This window comes from Flavobacterium dankookense, from assembly GCF_004362665.1.
GTDB classification, from domain to species: Bacteria; Bacteroidota; Bacteroidia; order Flavobacteriales; family Flavobacteriaceae; genus Flavobacterium; species Flavobacterium dankookense.
Genome location: NZ_SNXR01000012.1, coordinates 141,191 through 158,147, shown reverse-complemented (window position 1 = coordinate 158,147; position 16,957 = coordinate 141,191). Strand labels below are relative to the sequence as shown.

The 16,957-nt window shown below is 29.3% G+C and carries 15 protein-coding genes; 11 read left to right on the top strand and 4 right to left on the bottom strand.

Translation table 11 applies throughout. The annotated features are described in order from the left end of the window. The first annotated feature begins 2 nt into the window (after positions 1-2). From BC748_RS04775 to BC748_RS04730, 10 genes are all read left to right on the top strand, one after another. Positions 3-1,850 (top strand): glycosyltransferase family 39 protein, encoded by a 1,848-nt coding sequence (locus BC748_RS04775; protein WP_133532329.1) that lies wholly within the window; start codon positions 3-5, stop codon positions 1,848-1,850. A 58-nt stretch (positions 1,851-1,908) separates the two neighbouring features. Next, complete coding sequence (locus BC748_RS04770) at positions 1,909-2,457, top strand: hypothetical protein (protein ID WP_133532328.1); 549 nt, start codon at positions 1,909-1,911, stop codon at positions 2,455-2,457. Positions 2,458-2,546: 89 nt separating this feature from the next. Next, complete coding sequence (locus BC748_RS04765; protein WP_133532327.1) at positions 2,547-3,818, top strand: oligosaccharide flippase family protein; 1,272 nt, start codon at positions 2,547-2,549, stop codon at positions 3,816-3,818. Further along, a complete protein-coding gene (locus BC748_RS14345) occupies positions 3,811-4,488 on the top strand; it encodes an acyltransferase (protein WP_281275070.1) in 678 nt (225 codons plus the stop codon). The genes BC748_RS04765 and BC748_RS14345 overlap by 8 nt, the downstream gene beginning before the upstream one ends. Next, positions 4,488-5,711, top strand: a complete 1,224-nt coding sequence (locus BC748_RS04755) for a hypothetical protein (protein ID WP_133532326.1) — start codon at positions 4,488-4,490, stop codon at positions 5,709-5,711. Before BC748_RS14345 ends, BC748_RS04755 begins: the two co-directional genes overlap by 1 nt. Continuing rightward, a complete protein-coding gene (locus BC748_RS04750; protein ID WP_133532325.1) occupies positions 5,711-6,874 on the top strand; it encodes a glycosyltransferase family 4 protein in 1,164 nt (387 codons plus the stop codon). Before BC748_RS04755 ends, BC748_RS04750 begins: the two co-directional genes overlap by 1 nt. 54 nt (positions 6,875-6,928) lie before the next feature. Beyond that, the gene (locus BC748_RS04745) at positions 6,929-8,038 is read left to right on the top strand and encodes a DUF1972 domain-containing protein (protein WP_133532324.1); all 1,110 of its coding nucleotides are present in this window, start codon (positions 6,929-6,931) and stop codon (positions 8,036-8,038) included. Next, positions 7,977-9,329: an O-antigen ligase family protein gene (locus BC748_RS04740; RefSeq protein ID WP_133532323.1), complete on the top strand. Its 1,353-nt coding sequence runs from the start codon at positions 7,977-7,979 to the stop codon at positions 9,327-9,329. Before BC748_RS04745 ends, BC748_RS04740 begins: the two co-directional genes overlap by 62 nt. Before the next feature lie 15 nt (positions 9,330-9,344). Further along, a complete protein-coding gene (locus BC748_RS04735; RefSeq protein ID WP_133532322.1) occupies positions 9,345-10,328 on the top strand; it encodes a UDP-glucuronic acid decarboxylase family protein in 984 nt (327 codons plus the stop codon). Between the two features lie 3 nt (positions 10,329-10,331). Further along, the gene (locus tag BC748_RS04730) at positions 10,332-11,699 is read left to right on the top strand and encodes an undecaprenyl-phosphate glucose phosphotransferase (protein ID WP_133532321.1); all 1,368 of its coding nucleotides are present in this window, start codon (positions 10,332-10,334) and stop codon (positions 11,697-11,699) included. Here BC748_RS04730 and BC748_RS04725 read toward each other — a convergent pair. Genes BC748_RS04725 through BC748_RS04715 form a run of 3 tightly spaced genes read right to left on the bottom strand, consistent with a single transcriptional unit; the run spans position 11,696 to position 15,313 of the window. Next, the gene (locus BC748_RS04725; RefSeq protein ID WP_133532320.1) at positions 11,696-12,889 is read right to left on the bottom strand and encodes a glycosyltransferase family 4 protein; all 1,194 of its coding nucleotides are present in this window, start codon (positions 12,887-12,889) and stop codon (positions 11,696-11,698) included. The genes BC748_RS04730 and BC748_RS04725 overlap by 4 nt on opposite strands. Beyond that, positions 12,889-13,974, bottom strand: coding sequence for a non-hydrolyzing UDP-N-acetylglucosamine 2-epimerase (wecB, locus tag BC748_RS04720; RefSeq protein WP_133532319.1), 1,086 nt, complete (start codon positions 13,972-13,974; stop codon positions 12,889-12,891). The genes BC748_RS04725 and wecB overlap by 1 nt, the downstream gene beginning before the upstream one ends. A gap of 1 nt (position 13,975) precedes the next feature. After that, on the bottom strand, positions 13,976-15,313 hold the full coding sequence (locus tag BC748_RS04715; RefSeq protein ID WP_133532318.1) for a phenylacetate--CoA ligase family protein: 1,338 nt from the start codon (positions 15,311-15,313) through the stop codon (positions 13,976-13,978). A gap of 110 nt (positions 15,314-15,423) precedes the next feature. Between BC748_RS04715 and purD the strand changes: the two genes are divergently transcribed. After that, the gene (gene purD / locus BC748_RS04710; protein WP_133532317.1) at positions 15,424-16,698 is read left to right on the top strand and encodes a phosphoribosylamine--glycine ligase; all 1,275 of its coding nucleotides are present in this window, start codon (positions 15,424-15,426) and stop codon (positions 16,696-16,698) included. Here purD and BC748_RS04705 read toward each other — a convergent pair. Continuing rightward, entirely contained in the window at positions 16,690-16,929 is a 240-nt protein-coding gene (locus tag BC748_RS04705; RefSeq protein WP_133532316.1) for a DUF6341 family protein, read from the bottom strand. The two genes, purD and BC748_RS04705, sit on opposite strands and share 9 nt — an antisense overlap. Positions 16,930-16,957: the final 28 nt, after the last annotated feature.

The following is a 16,957-nucleotide window of genomic DNA, read 5'->3' as shown; positions in this document are numbered from 1 at the left end:
TAATGAAAATTCTAAATTGGATTAAAGAGAATAAAATTCTAGTTTTTATTGTTTTAATTGGAGCAATTTTAAGATTTTATAAATTAGATTATCAGAGTTTGTGGATTGATGAGATATTTTCAATGGTTCAGTCTAGTCCTGAAAACCCAATTGGAAAAATATATAGCTATTTGAGGGAAAATGATCCTCATCCGCCATTATATTATTTTTCATTACATACATTTTTAATTCTCTTTGGTGATACGGTTTGGGTTGGGAGATTTTTTTCAGCTTTTTGTGGAATAGCTGGAATAATTGCTATCTATTATTTGGCAAAGGAAATTTTAAACAGAAAGATTGGATTACTAGTAGCTTTTTTAACAGCTATAAATTATTTCCATATTTACTATTCGCAAGAAATTAGAATGTATTCACTAATGTTTCTTACGACAACAATTTCATTTTTATATTTAGCAAAATACATTAAATCACCCAGTAAAAAAACGATGATTTGGTATTCAGTATTTGCTACATTAATGATTTATACTCAGTTTTTTTCTCTTTTTACGCTCTTTTCTCAATATCTTATTTTACTCTATTTTGTTGTTAAACCATATAAAATAAAGAGTAAAGAATTTTTAATATTATCAGTAATATCAGGATTATTAACACTTTTACTTTATATACCTGGAATATTAATTTTTCTAAAAACTTCTGAAATGAGTTCAATATGGATTCAGTTACCAGAAATTGACGTTTATACAAAAATGTTTAAAGAGTTTTTCGGATTTGCTGAAATATTAATTTTCATAGTTGTCATATTGATTATTTTGTTTTTCTTCAAATTATCTCAAAGAAATACTTTAAAGCAAGGATATATAGATCCAGTTAAGGAAAAACAAGTCTTTACTTTTTTTATTACATTTATTTGGATATTTATCACACTGTTTATTCCATTAGTAGCATCTTATGTTAATCTACCAATGATAGTAAGTAGGTATTTTATAAATATTTTGCCAGCAATATTAATATTAGCAGCTTCAGGATTATATTATATAAAAAATACAACTTTACAAGGTTTAATTATTGTAGTTTTTTTCATTTTTACAGTTACAGATATTGTTTTAGTGAAAGATTATTATAATAAAATAACTAAGTCCCAATTTGGAGAACTAACAACTATAATTAAAGATCGTTCAAAAACAGAAACTAAAGTTGTTACTTACTGGAGTTGGTTAATGCCTTATTATTTTGAAGAAACTCCTAAAATAAAGATACATCCTAACACTTTGGATGAATACATATTAGGTTTAAGAAACGGAACACTTTCAAAAGCACCTTTTTGGTATCTTGATGGACATTCTAGACCATTTGCTATTTCACAGGAAAATCAAAGTTTTTTAAATGATAATTTTAAACTCAAACAAAAAATTGAACGATTTGATTGTTGGGCTAATTATTATGTGCCTAATGATTATAAAGAAGAATTTATCAAAGACAACATTTCTGTAAAAGACTTTAAAAGCCAGTACATAGACAATCAGGGTGTTTTATTTATTTTTGAAAATTCAACTGTTGAATCAGCTTTTACAGAGTTGCAAAAAGGAAAATATAAGTTGATTATTGAAGGTTTGAGTTTACCGCAAAAACCAATTAACAATGAAAATGCTCATATAATTATTAAGTTGAATGATGAAGCTATTGCAAGCTTTTTTTTGAGCGAAAAAGATAACACTAGCAATGAATTTGATTTTGAGGTTTTAGAGACAAAAAAAGTAAAATTCAAGATACAATTTGATAATGATATTTCAGTTAATAATGAAGATAGAAACGCAGCGATTAAAAAATTCATAATAGAAAGAAAAAAATAGATATTAATAAAATATCTTTATAATTTAGCAAAAATTTTTTTTAATTAATATAATCAAAATGAGTAACAAATTTTTATCACTATTAGCGGTTTGTTTTTTAGTTTTTTCATGTAAAAGTGAAGATAAAAAAACGGAAGAAAATGCAGAAAGTACAGAAACAAATGCAGTAAAAAAGATGCTTGTTCAAATGGAAGTAATTCAAACAACTGCAAATAATTATGCGGTTTATTACACCGAAGACAACTCAATTAATTTTACACCTGATTATGTGATTTGGAATGAAGTGAAACCTTCTCCAAATGTTCAAACTTTAGATTTTTCCTTTCCCGAGTCAGCATATCCGACCCACGTGCGTTTTGATTTAGGGAATAATCCTCAAACAGATGACGTGGTTTTAAATAAATTCAAGCTTTCTTATGGCGACAAATCTTTAGAAGCAAAAGGATCTGATTTTTTTAATTATTTTCTAAAAAACGACTCTATTGCAACAGAAATAGACCAAGCTAAAGGCAGCATTAAATTTTTGAAAAAGAAAGGTAGTAAAGCAGTGCCGTTTTTCTATCCAAATGAAGTTATGATGCTTGAAATCGCCAAATTAATGAAATAATATAGTTTATCAAAAATATCTCAAAGTTCAAAATACACGTATTTTGAACTTTTTGTTTTTATATTTGATACTACACAAATTAAAAAAGTTTGAAACAGAAGATTCAAAGCGCCATCAAAAGTGATTTCTTTAAAAAATTCTCAATATATGGTTTTGGGCAGTTTTTTAATTTAGTTACACCATTACTGTTGATTCCTTACATTGTTAAAGTATGTGGTGAAGAAAATTTCGGGAAGGTATCAGTAGCTTTAGCAATAAGTTTCGTTCTAATTGTTTTTATTGATTATGGTTCTGAGTTGGTAGGTGTTCGCGACATTACAATAAATAGAAATGACAAGAAGGAATTACAACGAATTTTTTTAACAAATCTTGTTTCAAGGTTTTTAGTTTTGATTTTGGTTTTAGTTGTATCGTTGGTACTTATTTTCTGCCTTCCATTTTTGCAATCAGAAACTATTTTATTTGCGTTATCGCTTTTGATTATTCTTGGGCAATATTTAAACCAATCTTGGTTTTTACAAGGTGTTGATAACATCAATTGGATTTCAATATCAAATATTATTTCTAAAATTATTTATGTTATTGGTGTTTTGGTCTTGGTGGTTAAAAAAGAAGATTACATCTACGTTAATTTTTCTTTCGGTTTAGGAACAATTATTTCCAATGGAATTTTCACTTATTTAATTTTTAAAAAGTATGATTTCAAATTTGAAAAAATAAGTAAAAGAGAAATTAAAGATTTTCTAAAAAGAGATTTTAAAATGTTCTCTTCACAAATATTTGTTGCCATTCAGCTTTATTCGCCAGTAGTTTTAGTCAGTTTTTTTGGGAACAACTTTATGGCAGGACAATATCGGATAGTAGAACAAATAATAGTTACTTTTAAAACGTATATTTTTTTATTCTTCAACTTTACTTATCCAAGAGTTTGTAATGACATTAATAATAATCCGTCTAAAGCAAAAAGAAATTGGCTAATCATAAACACTGTCAATGTTTTATTTATAGTTTTTTTAATGTTGATTTTATATTTTAATTCAGAATTAATTGTAACTTTTTTTAATGCAACAACGGTCTTTGATTTAAGTAACTTATTAAAGATAGCTGTTTTTATTCCAATTTTATTAGCTATTTCAATAAGTTTAAAGCAATTAGTTCTTGGTTATAATTTTCAAAAACAATATGTATTGATAACAACAGTTTCTGTGATTATAAGTTTAATTCTAATTGTTTTATTTCTTCCTATTTATAAACTTCAAGGTGTTTTTTATTCTCTTATTATAACTGAGGTAATTGTCATTATATTTTACTTATTTTGTATCAGAAAGCGACCAAATCATTTTTTAGCCAAAGATGTTTAGAAATCAGTTACAAAAAATAATAAACAAAGCCGGAAAATCATACCAAATTGATCCGAGAATTCCTGAACGATTAATAGTTCGGTCTTTTTATATCAGAGGAATAATGCTATTGAGAGGTTTACTAAAACTAAGAAAAAAAGTTTTTTTAGGAAAAAATGTAACCGTTTTGAATAAATCAAACTTTGTTTTAGGGAAAAATGTAACCATCGAAAGCTATACAATTTTAGATGGCTATGCATCAGAAAAAATAGTTTTAGGTGATAATGCTAAGATTGGAATGTATTCAAAACTACTTTCTACAAGCCATTTAGCAACCTATGGAAAAGGCTTAAAAATGGGAAATAATTCAGCTATTGGAGATTACACTCATTTTGGCGCACCAGGTGGAATTGAAATCGGAAACGATGTAATTATGGGTTCATATATTTCGTTCCACTCAGAAAACCATAATTTTTCAGACACAACAAAGCTAATTAGAGAACAAGGTGTAACTTCAAAAGGAATAAAATTAGGAAACAACATTTGGGTTGGTGCAAAAGTAACTTTTCTTGATGGTTGTATAGTTGGTCATAATTCAGTTGTTGCTGCTGGAGCAGTTGTTAATGGAATTTATCCTGATAATTCGGTTATTGGTGGTGTTCCGGCTAGAGTAATAAAAACAATTGAATAATGAAGATTATCATTCCAAATAATTGGCTCTATCAACTGCTTTTTATACTCTGTATAGGCGTTACATATTTAGACAATTTTGAATTAACATTTGGAATTTGGTCTTTGTCTTTTTTACTCACAATTTCAAGAAATTATTCCATATCATTATTCAAGTTAATAATTCCTTATCTGTTAATTCTGCTAATTGCTTTTGTGGTTATGTTGAATTATGATTATAAAAACTACTTCATAATCAGAGATATAACCTATCTTTCTAAACCTATTCTAGGATTTTTACTCGGATACCAGTTGTGTAAAAAAAATTTAAAGAATGCATTAGATTTAATTATCAAGACAGGATTTTTTATAGCGGTTTGCCATGTAATAATTATAATAATTGCAATTGTTGTTCATAAAGCTAGAACGGTTGCCGATTTACGATTGCATTCAGGATATTTTAGTGACTATGAAATTTACACATTTATCATTCTACTTTTTCACAAAAAATTCGAATTAAACTATTCCAAAAAACGTCTTTGGTTATTTACAATTGTTATTGGTTTTTCGGCATTTATGTATTTAGCAAGAACAAATTTCATACAGTTTTTGATATTATTTTTGGCTTTGAAAGGATATTTTGTTTTAAACAAAAAATCAATCACAATAATTGGAAGCATACTTCTTCTCACGGTTGTTGGATATACTATGGTTTATTATTCTTATCCAAGAAGAAGTGCTGAAGGATTTGAGGGATTTTTATATAAAATTAAAAATGCTCCAATTGAAGCTTTTAAATCAAAAGTAAATTTAAATGATTGGAAAGATTTTAATGATAATTATCGCTCACACGAAAATATTTCGACAATAAGACAAGTTACAAATGATGGAATTGTTCCAACACTTTTTGGAAAAGGACTAGGATCACAAATTGATTTAAAACAAGAAGTTTATCTTGGCGATATGAAACTCCGATTTATATCTATTTTACATAATGGTTTTATGATTGTTTTTTTAAAATCAGGATTGTTGGGCATATTCATTTATTTATTTACTATTATTTATTTCTTTAAAAAAGTTCCTTCCGATTTGAATATGATAAATCAAATAAATTTACTTTTTCTTGGCACAGGCATATTTTTATTTGTTTCCAATTGGGTTTTCCTTGGTTTCTATAATTTAACTGAGTCCAAATCAATACTTATTGGCTTTTTAATAGCCTTTCGACAAAAATTCTTAAAATAATGAAAAGCATACTCTTTATTCACCAATCGGCAGAACTTTATGGTTCTGACAAAACCATTTTAATGTTTATTTCTAGTTTGGATAAACAAAAATATAAATCAATAGTTGTGCTTCCTTTTGACGGACCATTAAAAAGAGAGTTTGAAAAAAATGGTATCGAAGTGGTTATTGCTCCAGTATTAAAGTTGTATAGAAAAATGTTCACTCCAACAAACATTTTAAAATTTTTCAAAGAATATAAAGAAGGATTGAAAACTTTAAATAAACTTCATAAAAAACACAATTTTAATATAGTTTATTCACATACTTTAGCAGCTTTAATAGGGATTGTTTTTGCTAAAAAAAATAATATAAAACACCTTTGGCATGTCCAAGAAATTATTGCAAAACCAGTTATTTTTAACAAAGGTTTCGTCAAATTATTATCAATTAAGGCTAATGATGTTGCAGTCTATGATTCAAGAACCACAATGGAATTTTGGATAAAAAATAACCCAAGATTAGCAAAAAAATCAGAGTTTGTTTGTAATGGTTTAGATGTAAAACAAAAACCGGAACCTAACATTGAAAAAAGTTTAAAAATAAGGAATGATTACTTTAAAGTAAATCAAAACGAACTAGTTATAGCACTAGTTGGAAGAATAAATAGTTGGAAAGGACAGCAGTTATTACTTGAGGCATTCAATAAAATTACTCAAAAATATGACAATATTAAATTAGTTTATTTAGGTTCAGCTCCACCAAATCAAGAATTTTTTGAAATAGATTTGAAAAATAAAATTTCAGAATATGGACTTAATGAAAGGGTCATAATTATACCTTTTCAAGAAAATATTTGGCCATTTTGGGACTCTATTGATATAGCTGTTGTTCCATCAACGGAACCAGAACCATTTGGAATGGTTGCCATTGAAGCAATGCTTTCTAAAAAACCAGTTGTTGCCGCCAATCATGGTGGTCTGACTGAAACAGTACTTCACAATCACAATGGATTATTATTTGAACCAAATAATGCAGAATCGTTAGCTATATCTCTTGAAGAATTAATTAACGATGAGAGCAAGAGAAAACAATTTGGAGAAAATGGTTATCATAGAACTATAGAGCATTTTTCACTTGAAAAGCATGTAGAAAAATTTGAAGCTATTTTCGAGAAGATTTAATTTAAAATCTAGTATAAATTCCTATTTTTGCCACTTGAAAAAGAACAAAGGTTAATGAAAATAGCCATTTTAGGAACTCGTGGTGTGCCAAATTATTATGGCGGTTTTGAGCAGTTTGCCGAATTTTTTTCGGTATATTTAGTGCAACAAGGTCATGAAGTATATTGCTATAACTCTCATGATCACCCGTTTCAAGAAAAAACTTTTCACGGTGTAAACATCATTCACAAATATGATCCAGAGTATAAGTTAGGAACTTTTGGTCAATTCATTTACGATTACAATTGTATAATGGATTCCAGAAAACGAGACTTTGACATCATTCTTCAGCTCGGTTATACTAGTAATTCCATTTGGTGTTTTCTATTGCCTAAAAAACCAATCATCATTACAAATATGGATGGATTAGAATGGAAACGTTCTAAATATTCTCGTCCAGTGCAGCAATTTTTAAAGTTTGCCGAAAGGTTAGCCGCAATCAGTAGCGATTATTTAATTTCAGACTCAATTGGAATTCAAAAATTTTTAAAAGAAAAATACAAAAAGGAATCAACCTACATTGCTTATGGTGCTTATCCATTTGAAAATCCTAATCAAGAAATTTTAAAAGAATATGGTGTAGAAAAAGAAAACTACAACATGATTATGGCTCGTTTTGAACCAGAAAACAACTTAGATATGGTTCTTGAAGGAGTAGCAATGAACGAAGATAAAACACCAATTTTAGTAATAGGAAAACATCAAACCAAATATGGTGAATACCTAAAAAATAAGTTCAAAAACCATCCCAACATCCGATTTATCGGAGGACTTTACAATTTAGAGCATTTAAATAATCTGCGCTATTTTTCTAATTTATATTTTCATGGACATTCCGTTGGAGGAACAAATCCATCACTTTTAGAAGCAATGGCATCAAAAGCATTAGTTGTTGCACACAAGAACGATTTTAACAAGGGAATTCTAAAACAAAACAGTTATTATTTTTCCAATCCTCAAGAAGTGAAAAATATTCTCAATACAATCAAAAAAAATAATAACTTGCAATTGGTTCAAAATAATTTTGACGCTATCGTAAACCAATTTAACTGGGAAAAAATTAATGGTGAATATTTACAACTTTTTGAAGAATGTTTTTCAAGACATAAAAACCGAAACAAGTAAAAACAACCTATTTCTACTGGCGTTATTACTAGTAACAACAATTCCTTTACCGTTTGCAGTTAGTAATATTTGTTTGGTTTTATTCGTGTTATTTGCCTTAATTAAATTTAAAAAAGAAAAAGTAAACATTCAATTTAGTTTGCTTTTGCCAATAGGTTTATTTGTTTTAATGACTTTATCTTATTTTTGGAGTATAGACAAAGAGAGTACTTTAAAGGCTATTCCAAAAGAAATTTCACTACTATTAATTCCGTTCGTTTTCCTCATAAATAAGGATTTTAGCTCGTTACAATTAGATAAATTAAAGAAATACTACAGCTATTCTATTGTTTTATTTGTATTGTATTTTCTAGCCAGAGCTATAATTAGATATACAATTAATCACGACACGAGAGCATTTTTCTACCATGGCGAAAATGAAATAGATTTTGGATTAGTGCCAAAACTGTTGAACGCAATTCATGTATCGGTTTTTGTTGCGATTGCGTTATTTTATTTTTTATCTAAAGAAGTAAAAACAAAAGTTGATATAATTATTTCAGGACTACTTTTCTTATTCATATTACTATTGTCTTCCAAAAATATAATCGTAGCAGTAATTCTTTTATTATTAATTCAAGTTTTTTATTTTTCAAAAACATCCAACAGATTACGTCTGCGAAACTTAATAGTATTTGCAGTTGTAATTGGATTACTATTTTCATTTGGAAGAATTAAAAACAGATTTCTTCACGAATTTCAAAGCAATTCAGAAAAAAGTATAAGCACAAATGTAATTGAAGGTGTTCCAGATGGAGTGCATTATGTTAGTTTGAAAGAAGCATGGACAAATCAAAAATTTACTCCAAATGATTATTTTCCAGGAACAGCGTTTAGAGTATATCAATTTAGAGTTTTTACCGAAATTTTATCTGAAAACAACCGCTATCTTTCAGGTTTTGGATTAAATGCTTCTACTTCAAAAGTGGAAGAAAAAGCGATATCGTATAATTTATTTCTTGGAGACGGAGAAAAAGAAGGCTATCAAACAAAGAATTTTCACAATCAATACATTCAAAATTTTGCAGATTTAGGAATTTTTGGTTTTTTGTTAATCATTACAATACTTTTTATTAACTTAAAAAATGCGATAAAAAAGAAAGATTTTCTGCATTTTGCTTTCGCAATTCTAATGATAAGTTTATTTTTGACAGAATCATTTTTATGGAGACAACGCGGAGTTGTGTTTTTCACGATTATGTATTGTATTTTTAATTTTGGAAGTTTAAAAAACAATTCCAAAACAGAATAAAATAAATTGCTATAAATGAAAAGAATATTAATAACTGGTGCTGCAGGTTTTCTGGGTTCACATTTATGTGACCGCTTTATAAACGAGGGTTATTTTGTTATCGGAATGGATAACTTGATTACGGGAGATTTAAAAAATATAGAGCATTTATTTAAAGATAAGAATTTTGAATTCTACCATCACGATGTTACAAAATTTGTTCACATTCCTGGAAAACTAGACTATATTCTTCATTTTGCATCACCAGCAAGTCCTATTGATTATTTGAAAATTCCAATTCAAACCTTAAAAGTAGGTTCACTTGGAACACACAATTTATTAGGTTTAGCGCGCGTAAAAAAAGCTAGAATTCTCATAGCTTCAACATCAGAAGTTTATGGTGATCCATTAGTTCATCCACAAACAGAAGAATACTATGGAAACGTAAATACCATTGGTCCACGCGGAGTTTATGATGAAGCAAAGCGTTTTCAAGAGTCGATAACAATGGCTTATCACACATTTCATGGTGTAGAAACTAGAATTGTTAGAATTTTTAACACCTATGGACCGAGAATGCGATTGAATGATGGTCGTGTAATTCCTGCTTTTATTGGTCAAGCACTTCGCGGAGAAGATTTAACCATTTTTGGTGACGGAAGTCAAACACGCTCGTTTTGTTATGTAACCGATCAAGTAGAGGGAATTTTTAGATTGCTACATTCTGATTATGTTTACCCAGTAAATATTGGAAATCCAGATGAAATTACTATCAAAGATTTTGCCGAAGAAATTATAAAATTAACAGGAACAAATCAAAAAGTTGTATATCACCCTTTGCCAATAAATGATCCGATGCAACGACAACCGGATACTACAAAAGCAAAAGCATTGCTAGGTTGGGAAGCAAAAGTGAAAAGGGAAGAAGGAATGAAATTAACATATGCTTATTTCAAATCACTATCTTCTGATGAGTTATTAAAAGAAGAACACAAAGATTTTAAAGGATACATCCATTAATACATGGTTGCAAGACAAAAAGGAAGATATTCAAAATACATTAGACCAATAAATATTTTATTTGATCTAATGGTAATTACTATATTAAGTTTATTCTTTTTTCAAGAGTTAAAACTTAATTTTAGTTATTATGTTGTTTATCAGTCTTTTACATGGATATTAATTGCAATCATCGTTAAATACTATGAGGTCTTTAGATTTACAACTCCTGTTGAAATCATCACCAAATTAGTGAAACAGTTTAGTATATTTCTACTCGTTGTTATTGCTTTTTTTCCCTTTGCAAAAACTGCAATTTTTAGCGGAAAGGCTATTGCCATTTTTATGACAATTAGCTTTGCAATTATTGTAGCGTTCAAGTATTTTATGTTTTTTTACCTTAAAAAATACAGAATACTAACTAAAAATAATTTTAGAAATGCAGTAATAATAGGCTATACACCTGAAGCTATACGATTAAAAGAAGTTTTTGATAATAGACAAGATTATGGTTATCGTTTCCAAGGATATTTTTCAGATAAAAAACAAAACCCCGAAGTTTTAGGAAAAATAGAAGATTTAAAAAGCTTTGTCATTGAAAATCGCACGGATGAAATATATTGTTCTTTAAATGAAATTTCTAATGAAAAGCTCAAGGATTTAGTTGATTTTGCTGATGAAAATGGCAAAACAATAAAATTTATTCCTGACACCAAGGAAATTTATTCTAAGAATTTAAAGATAGATTACTATGAATTATTCCCAGTTTTATCACTTCAAAAAACAGAACTTCACAACCCATTAATTAAAGGAATTAAAAGAGCTTTCGATATTGTCTTTTCTCTTTTAGTAATTACACTTTTATTATCATGGCTAATTCCAATTTTAGCAATTTTAATAAAATTAGAATCAAAAGGACCAGTTTTTTTCAAGCAAGGAAGACCAGGATTGGATGAACAAGAGTTTTTTTGTTATAAATTTCGTTCGATGCAAGTTAATGGTTTTACAGAAAAAGAAGCATCAAAAAACGACCCAAGAGTTACTAAAATGGGTAAATTCATGAGAAAAACAAGTATTGATGAATTACCTCAATTTTTTAATGTTTTATTTGGCGATATGTCAGTAGTTGGACCAAGACCTCATTTATGGTCTCAAAATAAAGCATACGCTAACAGAATTAAAAAATATATGGTTCGTCATTATGTAAAACCTGGAGTAACTGGATTAGCTCAAGTGAAAGGATTTCGAGGTGAAATAGAAACGGATGATGATATGATTAACCGTATCAAATTTGACGTTTTCTACATCGAAAATTGGTCAATTGTAATGGATATCAAAATTATTATCCAGACGGTTGTGAACATTTTTAAAGGCGAGGAGAAAGCCTATTAAAAAACGTCTCTTTCTATCAAATACTTCATTTGATTATCTAGATTGAATACTTTTTTACTTTCTTCAAATATTCTTTTTTTCATTTCAAATAATTCCAATTTACTCATTTTTGAAATTAATTGTATTTTGTTGTTCAATTCAGTATAGTTTTCTACACTTGCAACCCAACCCAAATTATTTTCTTCCACAATACTTTCACCTTCGCCACCACCAAAATATAAAATAGGAAATCCAAGCGATCCATATTCAAAAATCTTTGAAGGAACCGAACCATAAATTCTAACTTTTAACGGAACAATTGCAACATCAAAAGTTTTGAGTTTTTCATGCAATTCATTTCGTTCCATCATACCATGAAAGAAAATGTTTTTGCCTTTTTTCGTGGACAATAAAGTTTCAATTTGACTTTTTTCGGCACCATCACCAAAAAGGTGTAATTCTATTTTGTCATCCTGTAAGGATGTAACATCTATTTTTTCACACAGCTCTAAAACGCCTTGAGCAATTCCTAAAAGTCCAGCATAAAAGATTTTTATAGGCTGATTTTCCTCCAATGTCAAATCAAATTCTTCAATTTTATGATTCGGAAAATTTCGATATAAAAAACATTTTTTATCTGGAAACAATGATTTTACGTGCGTGATAATTTCATTAGATTGACCCAAAATTAATGTTGCTTTTTTATAAATATAGCGTTCTAAAAACAAAGAGAATTTATGTGAAAACGAGTTTTCCTTCAATGCTTTCAATTCAATGGCAGCTAATGGCCATAGGTCTGAAATGTTGAGAATTATCTTTTTATTCTTTAACGATAAAACGAATACTGAAATATATGATAATAATAATGGTGGCGATTGCACCACTACTTTTTCAGGTGTTTTTTTAAACAATAAATAAAAAAATAAGCTCAATGAAAAAGACAAAACAGAAATAATTCGAATAACCAAATTTTTACTTACACTTGGGTAAATCCAAAGCCTTTTTATAATTATATCATCCCGATTTTCAGTAACCGAAAATTTGCCTTTATACTCAGGAAACAATTCGCCTTTTGGATAATTTCCTAACGGACAAATGACAGAAACTTTATAATTATTTTGATGCAGCTTCAACGCCAACTGCTCAATTCTATTAGCAGCAGCACCTTTTTCTGGCGGATAATAATTGGATATGATTAGGATTTCTTTCATTATTTTGAAAGCAAAATAGCAACAATTCGTTCCGATGCTTTTCCGTCCCAAAGTTCAGGAATTCCTCTTTTTGACAAGCCATTTTCTAAAAATTTTGTAAACTCTAAAGTCAAATTTTCAATAGAAATTCCAACTAAATTATTGGTTCCAATTTCAATTGTTTCTGGTCTTTCTGTTGTGGTTCGCATAGTAAAACATGGAATTCCTAAAACCGTAGTTTCCTCAGAAATTCCACCTGAGTCGGTAATCACAGCAAAGCTATTTTTTATCAAATACATAAAATTCAAGTAGCCTTGCGGTTCTACGAATATTATATTTTTTAAATCTAAATTGGTTTCACCTAAAATAGCTTTAGTTCGAGGATGAATTGGAAAAATTATTTTTTTATCGCCAACCATTTTATCAATACCTTCCAATAAAGTAATCAACGATTGTTCTTCATCAACATTGGATGGTCGATGCAAAGTTAAAATGACATAATTTCCTGTTTCTAGACCAAAATCCTTCCAAAAACTTGGTGCTGAAATTCGATTTAAATTCTGATGTAAAGTATCAATCATCACATTTCCAACAAAATGAACATTTGCTGATGAAATTCCATTTTTCAATAAGTTTTCTGAGGCTGAGGTTGATGTTGTAAAGAAATAATCGGTAATACTATCGGTTACAATTCTATTGATTTCTTCAGGCATGGTCATATCTCCAGAACGAATTCCTGCTTCAACATGAGCTACTTTTATATTCATTTTCTTGGCTACAATCGCGCAAGCCATAGTCGAATTGACATCGCCAACAACCAAAACCAAATCACAAGGATTTTGAAGTAATTCTTTTTCAAAAGCAACCATTATTGCTCCAGTTTGTTCAGCTTGCGAACCACTTTTAACTTCCAAATTAGCGTTTGGATGCGGAATATTCAACTCTTCAAAAAAAGTATCGCTGAGGTTTTTATCATAATGTTGACCTGTATGAACTAATCTATAGGAAATGGCTTTTCCTCCAGATTGCTGTTTTTCAATCGCTTTTATAATAGGTGCGATTTTAATAAAATTTGGTCTTGCTCCAGCTATTATGGTTATTTTCATTTTATTTTATTAATGAAACAAACTGCTTCAATTTTCCGCTTTTGCTTCGTTGTAGATTTTCTTTTCTAATAAAGGTAAAGTTTAAACCGCTCTCTAAATAAGTGGTAATTGCTTTTTCTATAGTTAGAATTTGACTTTCGGTTAATGCATTTTCACTTACATATTCCACTTCAAAAGTATCAATTTTTGTTTGTTTAATTACAAATTCTTTTACATTTCCATCGTCTTCAATAATGCTTTTGGTTACGTAGTAAAATGTCAATCCAGGTGCTTTTTTTCCACTTGGAAGAATAGCAATATCATTAGTTCGTCCAATTAATTTTTTCAGAATAGGTTTTTTTAATGTGCTTTTTTCATCAAGAATTCCAATGTCGCCAATATCATATCTAATGAATGGATGTGCCTTGTTGTAAAGCGACGTTATCACAATTCGACCTTCTTTTCCGTAAGGAAGAACAGTATTATTTTCGTCTAAAATTTCTACAAATAAGGTTTCCGAATTTACTTGCCATTCATTACTTGTCCCGACACTTCGGGATTGAAAAGCAATTAAATCGAGTTCAGAAGCTCCGTATTCATTGATAATTGGAACTCCAAATTGTCTTTCCATCAAATTTTTATCTTCTTCAAATAACATTTCGGAAGTAACAACACAACATTTCAACGTTGGACAAACCGAAGTTAAAACAATGTTTTTCTTTTGAAGAAATTTAGCAAATAAAACTATGGAAGAAGTATAACCGTTGATGTAATCAAATTTTTTATTCTGAAATTTCAGTAATACTTTTTCAAGAATTTCATCCGATAAATCAAAAATGGTGAAGCGATAACTGTTCTTAAAAAAATCTTTTAATCGTTCTTTTTTATTTCCAATAAAATCAAGCGGAATTCCATAAAATCGAGCTTGTTTAGAGGTATTAAAATCAATTCCAAACCATCCAAATCTATTAATGATATTTGCCCAAGTCAATGCATGACAAAATTTATCTTTTGCAAAAATAAAAGGATCACCACTAGAACCTGAAGTTTTATTTACATAAACATTTTTTGTAGTAAATCCGTTAGAAAGCCTTTCTGATAAAGGTTTTTGAAAATCTTTTTTAGTCATTATTGGAAGGTCATTCCAATTAAAAGTTTCAGGATTGAAGCTAGATTTCCCAATGAATTCTTGATATGATTTATTGCTTTTCAAATGATAATCAACAATTTCTTTTCGTTTAGAATGGATATACTCATTATAATCAGCATCAGAAATCGATTGAATTTTTTCAAATTCAGCCGTTGCTTCCTTCATAGGAAAACCGTTTAACTTGAGCGATAAATTGAAAAGGTGGAACAAAACGTTGTTTATTTTCTTCAAAAATAACAAAACACAAACTTTATTTGTGATATGCTTCAGAATCTTTTATAAACAAACTATTTTTGCACCACAACTAAACAACACACACAATGATAATTTTACTACTTGGATCAGGCGGACGAGAACATGCTTTGGCTTGGAAAATGATACAATCAGACAAATGCTCTAAACTTTTTGTAGCGCCAGGAAACGCTGGAACATCACAAATTGCAACAAATGTTTCATTAAATATTTTAGATTTTGAAGCTATAAAAACATTTGCTTTAGCTGAAAATGTTGCTATGGTTGTTGTTGGTCCAGAAGATCCATTAGTTCACGGAATTTATGATTTTTTCAAAAATGACGCTAATTTAAATCATATTCCTGTAATTGGTCCGTCAAAAGTTGGCGCGCAATTAGAAGGAAGTAAAGAATTTGCTAAAGAATTTTTGGTAAAACATAAAATTCCAACCGCAGCTTATGACAGTTTTACAAAAGAAACGGTTGAAAAAGGATGTGATTTTTTAGAAACGCTACAACCTCCATACGTTTTAAAAGCCGATGGATTGGCAGCAGGAAAAGGAGTTTTAATCATTCAAGATTTAGAAGAAGCTAAGTCGGAATTACGAAACATGTTGGTTCATGAAAAATTTGGAACGGCAAGTGCAAAAGTCGTGATTGAAGAATTTCTTGACGGAATTGAATTAAGTTGTTTTGTATTGACCGACGGAAAAAATTACAAAATTCTTCCAACAGCAAAAGATTATAAACGAATTGGCGAAGGCGATACAGGTCTAAACACTGGCGGAATGGGAGCAGTTTCTCCGGTTCCATTTGCAGATGCAACTTTGTTAGAAAAAATCGAAACTCGAATTGTAAAACCAACAATTACAGGTTTGCAAAGCGACGGAATTGAATATAAGGGTTTTGTTTTCATCGGATTGATAAATGTAAAAGGCGAACCAATTGTAATTGAATACAATGTTCGAATGGGTGATCCTGAAACTGAAGTTGTTATTCCGAGGTTGAAAAGCGATTTAGTAGAACTTTTTCAAGCGGTTGGCAATCAAACATTAAACGAAGTTTCTTTAGAAATAGACGAAAGAAGTGCCACAACAATCATGGTAGTTTCTGGCGGATATCCTGAAGATTATGGAAAAGGATTTGAAATTACAGGATTAGAAAACATCGAAGATTCAATTACTTTTCACGCTGGTACAAAATTGGAAAATGGAAAAGTGGTAACCAATGGTGGTCGTGTAATTGCCGTTACATCATTTGGCGAAAGCTTTCAAGAAGCCATAAAAAAATCTTATCAAAACATAGACAAGCTACATTTTGATAAGATGTATTTTAGAAAAGATATCGGTTTCGACTTATTTTAAGAACGAATGTGCCGTTGTATCTTGGTTTTCTTCGTTGTTGTCTTGGTGCTTTTGTAATTCTTTACACCAATAAACCATATATTTAATACAAACAATTATCATAGTCCAGCTAACAGCGTTAGCCAACCACCAACCCCAATAACCATCAATCTCTAGAGATCGTAACCAATCTAGTGGTTTGAAAAGAAAATCAACAAAAAGTGATTGTATTGCTTCGAAAAATGCTTTCATTTTTAAACAAGTATTATATTTACAGTCA

What these genes read in the sequence shown, in the direction of transcription:
- BC748_RS04775 (WP_133532329.1), top strand. Translation starts at nt 3, where the DNA reads ATGAAAATTCTAAATTGGATTAAAGAGAATAAAATTCTAGTTTTTATT.
- BC748_RS04770 (WP_133532328.1), top strand. Translation starts at nt 1,909, where the DNA reads ATGAGTAACAAATTTTTATCACTATTAGCGGTTTGTTTTTTAGTTTTT.
- BC748_RS14345 (WP_281275070.1), top strand. Translation starts at nt 3,811, where the DNA reads ATGTTTAGAAATCAGTTACAAAAAATAATAAACAAAGCCGGAAAATCA.
- BC748_RS04755 (WP_133532326.1), top strand. Translation starts at nt 4,488, where the DNA reads ATGAAGATTATCATTCCAAATAATTGGCTCTATCAACTGCTTTTTATA.
- BC748_RS04750 (WP_133532325.1), top strand. Translation starts at nt 5,711, where the DNA reads ATGAAAAGCATACTCTTTATTCACCAATCGGCAGAACTTTATGGTTCT.
- BC748_RS04745 (WP_133532324.1), top strand. Translation starts at nt 6,929, where the DNA reads ATGAAAATAGCCATTTTAGGAACTCGTGGTGTGCCAAATTATTATGGC.
- BC748_RS04740 (WP_133532323.1), top strand. Translation starts at nt 7,977, where the DNA reads ATGGTGAATATTTACAACTTTTTGAAGAATGTTTTTCAAGACATAAAA.
- BC748_RS04735 (WP_133532322.1), top strand. Translation starts at nt 9,345, where the DNA reads ATGAAAAGAATATTAATAACTGGTGCTGCAGGTTTTCTGGGTTCACAT.
- BC748_RS04730 (WP_133532321.1), top strand. Translation starts at nt 10,332, where the DNA reads ATGGTTGCAAGACAAAAAGGAAGATATTCAAAATACATTAGACCAATA.
- BC748_RS04725 (WP_133532320.1), bottom strand. Translation starts at nt 12,889, where the DNA reads ATGAAAGAAATCCTAATCATATCCAATTATTATCCGCCAGAAAAAGGT.
- wecB (WP_133532319.1), bottom strand. Translation starts at nt 13,974, where the DNA reads ATGAAAATAACCATAATAGCTGGAGCAAGACCAAATTTTATTAAAATC.
- purD (WP_133532317.1), top strand. Translation starts at nt 15,424, where the DNA reads ATGATAATTTTACTACTTGGATCAGGCGGACGAGAACATGCTTTGGCT.
- BC748_RS04705 (WP_133532316.1), bottom strand. Translation starts at nt 16,929, where the DNA reads ATGAAAGCATTTTTCGAAGCAATACAATCACTTTTTGTTGATTTTCTT.